This is a genomic window from Komagataeibacter melaceti, from assembly GCF_003403295.1.
GTDB classification, from domain to species: domain Bacteria; phylum Pseudomonadota; class Alphaproteobacteria; order Acetobacterales; family Acetobacteraceae; genus Komagataeibacter; species Komagataeibacter melaceti.
The window spans coordinates 1-5,932 of the sequence record NZ_QUWV01000098.1 but is presented as its reverse complement, the minus strand read 5'-3'; the positions used below and the strand labels follow the sequence as shown (position 1 = coordinate 5,932).

Here is a 5,932-nt window from a genome sequence, read left to right as displayed (position 1 = left end):
GCCTTGTCTCCTGCAGGGAGGATATTCCAAGAGTTACCGTTCTCACTGTCTTTCCCTCCAGGTTTCCACGTCTTTCCAGAAGTCCGCCAGCAGCTCCTCGATCCCGAGGAAACGGTATGGAACTTCGTTTTCGGCGATATGCCTGTGATCCCCCTTCCCCGCTTCATTGTCGTAGCGGATCACGCAGGCACCATCCGCAACGAAAGCGACATACCAGACGACGATTTCCACAAACGAAGATGGTGTCAGGGCCGAGCGTTCACGGAACAGGAGTTCGACCGTCATGTTGTTGTTTATAACAACGCTCCTTTCTGATGTCATTTTATACAACACCTGTGGAGCTCACTGCCGCGCCTGGACAGACCGGGAGCCGGGAACAGGCGTCCCGGTATCCCGGCCATGTACTTTTGCGGCGTCAGGGGTTAATGTAGGGAACCCTTCCGCCCAGTCTGTTTTCCGGAGCGCGCAATGTCGGTCCCCTCCTCCACCCGTCGCCCCATTTTCCGCGCGCTCTACCATGTTCTTGGAGCGCTATGGCGGGGTGTCGCCGCGTATCTTGCATGCCTGGTGGTGCTGTTCGGGCTGTGCGGGGTAGCGGCTGATTTCGTGATACGGGGCGTCGCCCTGCGCGCGGATATTCTGCTACCAATGACCTACTGGCTTCAGGGCCATACGGGCCTTGCGCTTTTCGAGGCGGCCGAGGGCAAGCTGATCCGCCTCGATACGATCATCCATGCGCTGGCGCTGGGCACGGCGTTCGCCGTGGCCACCTACCAGCTTCTTCGGCGCGATCAGGCCGCGACAGCCATATCCGGCTGAACGCAACCAGCGCCCTCGTTTGCCCGTACCCGGTTGAGCAGGAAGTCAACGGCAGCACTGGCATGGCGCGCTGCGTTGAATATTGCATGCCGGTCTTCGCGAAGAAGTGAAAGCCAGTGCTGGACATATGCGGCGTGGCGCAGGACGGGCGGCACGCCCATGACAGCGGAGAGCTGGGCTGCGGCGATCTCGGCCACCAGTTCCTCCCGCATGTAGGCGGTATCCCCGAAACGTGCGCCGAACTCGCGGTTCAGTCGATGGGCCGCGCCTGCCCAGTGGGCCAGTTCATGCGCCTGGACGGTAAACAGGTCCTGAGCCGAGCCGAACGCCTCTGGCGGGGGCATCTGGATATAATCCCCCGAACGCGAATAATAGGCTTCACTCCCACCAAAGCGCATATCCGCCCCGGTAGCGGCGACAAAGCGGTCGAGGTCACCGTTCCGCGCGATGCCGGGCGCGTCAGCGACCTGCTCCCCGTGTCGCATACGGTCGGAAAGCCCGTCGATCTGATCGACATTGAACACCACGAAACGCTTCAGGAACGGTATGCTACGCGGCTCCTCTCCGCTTTCATTACTCCTTTCGACTTCATCGCGTGGCGTGTAGGTCGCGGCATACACGACCATGGTGCCCCGCTCGCCGCGCCGCACCTGCCCGCCGACTTCGGCGGCCTGCCGGTAGGTCAGCCAGCGGGATGTGGAGTAGCCATGCCCGGAAGTCGACATCCAGAGCAGAAGCAGGTTGATGCCCGAGTAGCGCCGACCTGATGCGGCGTTGACCGGCAGGCCATCCTGCCCGACACCATCTTTCCATGGACGCACCCAGGGGATCACGCCGCCCTCCACTTCACGGATGATCCGTTCCGTTACTTCGGTGTAGATGTCCTGCCTGTCTTCGCCAGCCTTTCTGGTTGTGCGCGCCATTTTCCTTTTTCCTCCTGAAGCGCTGCCGCCACGGGGCGGCCGATGCGCAGATGGAGGGAGGCGATAGAGGCGATCGTTGCATGCGCAGCACCGGAGCAACGCGAAGGACCAGGCGGAGCCTGGTTGCTGCGATCGACGGCGCCTCCAGACAGGCGTGTCGGCTGCTCCATGGCGGCTCCTTTCCGTTCTTTCATGAATTTTCTTCTACGCCGGTCATGTATTCCTGTGCATGACAGGCCCGGTGCGACCGATCAGGTGATGGACTGCCTACAGTACCGGGTCTGCCGGCTTTTTCTCGTAACTTACCCACATATGTGCTAATGTGGGTTTGTGCATTGGAAAGGGTTACATCATGAGCCGACTGACCATTGATATGACGGATCAGCAGCACCAGAGCCTGAAGGCCCTGGCGGCGCTACAGGGCAAGACGATCAAACAGTATGCCCTTGAACGGTTGCTTCCGGACAACCTTGATACTGACCATGCGTGGCAGGAACTCAATAATCTGCTCAGGGCCCGCATTCAGGATGGTCTTGATGGTAAGGTAAGTTCAAAGAGCGTCAGTGCGATCCTTGATGAGGAACTCGGCGAGAAGCATAGTTGAACAGCTACATTCTTACCGAAGCAGCTGAAGCTGATTTGCGTGCGGTTATCCGTTACACAACAACACAGTGGGGAGACGCTCAGGTCCGTCGATATGTCGACGGCCTGGAGCAAGGCATTGCCAACCTCGTCGAAGGCCATGGCCCTTTCAGGGACATGAGCGCGCTGTATCCCGACCTGAGGATGGCGCGGGTCGACCATCACTATATTTTCTGCCTGCCGCGTGAGGGCGCGCCAGCGCTTGTCGTGGCCATCCTGCATGAGCGCATGGATCTTCTTGCCCGCCTCGAAGGTAGGTTATGACCGAACGCCGCTTCCGGGAACACAGATCGTCGGGCCCTACATCCACAATATAGTCATCTGCTGCCTGTCGGAATCACGGTCCTTGAGCGGACAGGCAGTTTAGGGGGGAAACCGATAGTCTGCTTTCGGAAAAAGCAACCTAAAGTAGTCATTCGCAATATGCGCCTGCATGGTAGCTATCGACCAATTCCGACCTTTCCGCGATTGTAGCGTGATTGACCGTTTACACTTGAATTCACCAGTTGCCTGCTGTCGAATTAAAATGCCCCCAAGACAGATCCCGACGTTGTTCCTTTTCAGATTAAAATTAGAAAACGCGGCGATTATCCACAATTTGGTGAAAGCTGAGCGCGCCCTAAATGCTTGAACTACCAAAGCATCATCTGTGATTGAATGACATCCTTGGAGCTACTGCATGGAAAGCCTTCTAAAATTTGGTCATTTCCAATTGTTTAATCGATTTTTCCAATTGGCTGCGTACAATTTCAGAACCTGAAAGGGCTTTTTTGTCATCTGGCAGAGCCGCTAACACGTTGCTCGTAAGGTTGAGTTCAAAAACCAGCGCAATCTTCTCCGCATTTTCCAGTAAGTGCTGACGGGCTTCTACGAATGCCGGAATCTCCCCGATTACATCAACCGCATATTGGCGATAGCTTGGTTCTGAGATCATATCTGATACTAATTTTATGGACGCAAGGATATTCTCGAGGCCTTTAACCACCGGATCAGTGCTCTTAATTTCCTCGAGTAGATAAATACTCAACGATTGTGTATCCAACTGGAAAGTCTTAAAATTTTTGAGTTTCCGTGCTCGATCGTATCCGGTATCTAGAAACATTCTGGCATACTTGATTGAGCCGGTCCTTTTTGTAAAAATTGCATATTGCAGCCAGAAGAGCGGTTCGTCGTTGACCATTCTGTCATCGGACAAACGTTCATAGTGCTTGCTTAGAAGGAAATCGGTATCTGGACTGTCCTTAAGGAATTTCTTAAGGGTTGAGTCTTTCATTAATACGCCAGCCAACAGTCGATACACTCGGTCGTCTAGCCGCCGCGTCGACACGATGGTGATCCTGTAACAGGCGTCGAGAACTTGCTTTGGAGGTAGTATCTTTTGAATGAGATATTCCGAGAGTAACGCAGACCTCATTTCGATCCGATCATCAGCTTTGCTTAGTAGATCGGCGCCAAAACTCCCAGATTTATTTAGTTCGGCGTATATGTCACAATCAGCAAGGTCTTGTAGATCACTGTCGTTTATTTCTACGCCAGCCCATTTAATAAGCGAAGCTAGCGTTAAGATATGGACTAGCTCGCTGGAGGCATTCTCGATCGATATACGAATTTTGTCCCGAATGTACGCGTTATCATATAATTTTGTGACTATTTCTCGAATCTCACGAGAACTATCGATGATTTCGTCAAAATCATCTCTGCGTGCTCCAGATCGGTTAAGGATATGCCGTAATAGCTCCTTGTCATTTTGTTCTAAAATGTCGAGATTGACCCGCTTGATTGGCTCTGGGATTTTCGTCTGGATCTCGTGCTGTCGGACGTCTTGTCTTCCTGATCTAATCGTTATGGCAAACTTCGCGTCTGGAACAGACGCAGATATCCGCTCAATATTGTCGACAGCAGTATCATAATCGTCGAAGATAATTAGTGCCCGACCTTCGTCGCGAATAACCTCAAGATCTTGCGCTAAGCGCTTCCCAGCGCGCCGCCATAAATAGCACTTATAACCGTCGTCCGATGCAGCTCGTGCCAGAAGCGAAGTAAAAATCGTCTTCCCATTGCCTAGTCTGGAATCGATCAGTAGCGTCTTGTTCGTTTTGAGAAGGGAAAGTGCGTGCGTAGTCTTTGTCCCGCGTTGCATTACATAGCTATTATCGCGCGTCGTATTGAAGAACCGAGCTTGGTTGAAATTACCAAAGGTGACCAAGTTGATGATCTCAATTGGTGTCGGATCGACTGTAGGTTTTGAGTCGATGCCTCGCTGCAGAAATTTGAACGATCCGAGTGATCGAGGGCTTGTCGGTTTGACTGATGGTGGAAGTGCTTTGGCAAGCTTAGCAAATCCATCGAAGCCGATCGGTACGATTTCACCATAGGGCTGCACTCGATCAACGAAATGTGTCTTTGGTGGATTGCGCGTGATGAAGTGTGTTCGGCTGGCAGAAGTCTCGCCTGCAGCCATTAAGCTTGTGATATGGTGGTCGCCGAGACTGAAACCCATAAAATAGCACGCATCAAAGGTACGACGATCTCGTTGGAACTCATAGAACCACGTTTGATAGTCGCGGGTGATCATGTCATAAGAGTAACTGTTTAGGATCAGATCCCTATCGACATTGTCCTCTGTTGCCCGTCGTATCGAACCGTGCAGGTAAACCGCAAACGATTGCGGTAAAGTGCGAGGCTTAACATCATCGAAAGTGAAGATCGGAAAGGTGCCACCTTTTACCAAATTCACCATATCGTCGTAATTTGTTGTATAGATACGCGCCCATGGAAGAGAAAGGATTTCTCTTTGGTAGTCTAAAACGGATGAAACCGTGAACGTGTTGTGTAGAATGTCGTGGAGGCTTACGTCAAAGCGACGCGAATATGCGTCGGCCACGGATTTCAGATCGTGGTCTTTGGGCGATTCTTCGATGGCCTTAGCCAGAATTTCCAACAAAGACTCTCCAGCTGGGAGTTTCTCATCCAAAATATTAGTTGCGTTGGCCGAAAAGCCTGATCCAAGAAAGAGAACAGAGTTTTTTGGATCAAATGTTTCGATAGACAATATTTTTCTCCGAACACGAATTATTGAAATAATAACTTTTTATGCGGACCATCCATGAATGCTGATCAGCACAAATCTAGTGGGTTATAAATTAAACTCCGGCTTCACCTTCTCTCGTATTTGTGATCAAATATTCCACAAGCGACCAATCTTTTCCTCGCGCGACTTTCAGTTCGACATATCCCTTAAGAACAGCAGCAACATGTTCTAGAGGTAGACTGTAGCGGCTCAACTTACAATGTCCGCTTCGGATATAGGCTGCATGGCCCGCTGTATGTCTTATTTGAGGGCGACTGCCGTCTGTCCACTTAGGTTTTCTCGTCGACAGCAGCCACATCAGCTTCCAACAGGCAGTTTAGGCAGCTCCATCAAATCATGACATGGGCCACGAGACCCCCCAACGCAGCAGTCCCAAAGACCCCAAAGCGCAGGAAATGCCGCGCTGATCCCAGAAGGGGCATATCTGAAGATATGCCCCGCAGTTCCCGTGCAGCCC

General features: G+C 52.4%; 6 protein-coding genes. 3 read left to right on the top strand and 3 right to left on the bottom strand.

Features of this window, described 5'->3' with window-relative positions:
* Positions 1–42 precede the first annotated feature (42 nt).
* The gene (locus tag DY926_RS17870; protein ID WP_116703502.1) at positions 43–285 is read right to left on the bottom strand and encodes a toxin-antitoxin system TumE family protein; all 243 of its coding nucleotides are present in this window, start codon (positions 283–285) and stop codon (positions 43–45) included.
* A 183-nt stretch (positions 286–468) separates the two neighbouring features.
* Here DY926_RS17870 and DY926_RS11490 point away from each other — a divergent pair, with 183 nt between their 5' ends.
* Positions 469–819, top strand: a complete 351-nt coding sequence (locus DY926_RS11490; protein ID WP_116703501.1) for a hypothetical protein — start codon at positions 469–471, stop codon at positions 817–819.
* On the opposite strand, the gene DY926_RS11485 is transcribed toward DY926_RS11490, so the two are convergent.
* Positions 792–1,742: an ArdC family protein gene (locus tag DY926_RS11485; protein ID WP_116703500.1), complete on the bottom strand. Its 951-nt coding sequence runs from the start codon at positions 1,740–1,742 to the stop codon at positions 792–794. The genes DY926_RS11490 and DY926_RS11485 overlap by 28 nt on opposite strands.
* 352 nt (positions 1,743–2,094) lie before the next feature.
* Between DY926_RS11485 and DY926_RS11480 the strand changes: the two genes are divergently transcribed.
* Both DY926_RS11480 and DY926_RS11475 read left to right on the top strand, forming a co-directional pair.
* Positions 2,095–2,346, top strand: a complete 252-nt coding sequence (locus tag DY926_RS11480; RefSeq protein ID WP_116703499.1) for an antitoxin — start codon at positions 2,095–2,097, stop codon at positions 2,344–2,346.
* Positions 2,343–2,648, top strand: a complete 306-nt coding sequence (locus tag DY926_RS11475; protein WP_116703498.1) for a type II toxin-antitoxin system RelE/ParE family toxin — start codon at positions 2,343–2,345, stop codon at positions 2,646–2,648. Before DY926_RS11480 ends, DY926_RS11475 begins: the two co-directional genes overlap by 4 nt.
* A gap of 427 nt (positions 2,649–3,075) precedes the next feature.
* On the opposite strand, the gene DY926_RS11470 is transcribed toward DY926_RS11475, so the two are convergent.
* Positions 3,076–5,436: an SIR2 family protein gene (locus tag DY926_RS11470; protein ID WP_158551969.1), complete on the bottom strand. Its 2,361-nt coding sequence runs from the start codon at positions 5,434–5,436 to the stop codon at positions 3,076–3,078.
* Between the last annotated feature and the right edge of the window lie 496 nt (positions 5,437–5,932).

Bases quoted from the DNA above. Each gene is read 5' to 3' on its own strand.
- DY926_RS17870 (WP_116703502.1), bottom strand. From the start codon at position 285: ATGACGGTCGAACTCCTGTTCCGTGAACGCTCGGCCCTGACACCATCT.
- DY926_RS11485 (WP_116703500.1), bottom strand. From the start codon at position 1,742: ATGGCGCGCACAACCAGAAAGGCTGGCGAAGACAGGCAGGACATCTAC.
- DY926_RS11480 (WP_116703499.1), top strand. From the start codon at position 2,095: ATGAGCCGACTGACCATTGATATGACGGATCAGCAGCACCAGAGCCTG.
- DY926_RS11490 (WP_116703501.1), top strand. From the start codon at position 469: ATGTCGGTCCCCTCCTCCACCCGTCGCCCCATTTTCCGCGCGCTCTAC.